This window comes from Bacillus sp. SIMBA_005 (assembly GCF_046535585.1).
Classification (GTDB): domain Bacteria; phylum Bacillota; class Bacilli; order Bacillales; family Bacillaceae; genus Bacillus; species Bacillus pumilus.
In genome coordinates this window covers 1-237 of the sequence record NZ_JAWRWI010001131.1, presented here as the reverse complement: position 1 = coordinate 237, position 237 = coordinate 1, and the positions used below count along the sequence as shown (strand labels likewise).

Below are 237 nucleotides of genomic sequence, written 5' to 3'. Positions count from 1 at the left end.
GCGCCGGTTGGACCAGTATCTCCAGTTACACCAGTTACTCCTGTTGGTCCGATATCTCCAGTTACACCAGTTACTCCGGTTGGTCCGGTATCTCCAGTTACACCAGTGGCGCCGGTTGGACCAGTATCTCCAGTTGCACCAGTGGCTCCGGTTGGACCAGTATCTCCAGTTACACCAGTGGCGCCGGTTGGACCAGTATCTCCAGTTACACCAGTTACTCCGGTTGGACCAGTATCT

At 54.9% G+C, this 237-nt stretch carries 1 pseudogene; it reads right to left on the bottom strand.

The features are described from left to right. Positions 1-237 (bottom strand): annotated as a pseudogene (locus SB660_RS23655) (collagen-like protein); the annotation flags it as partial.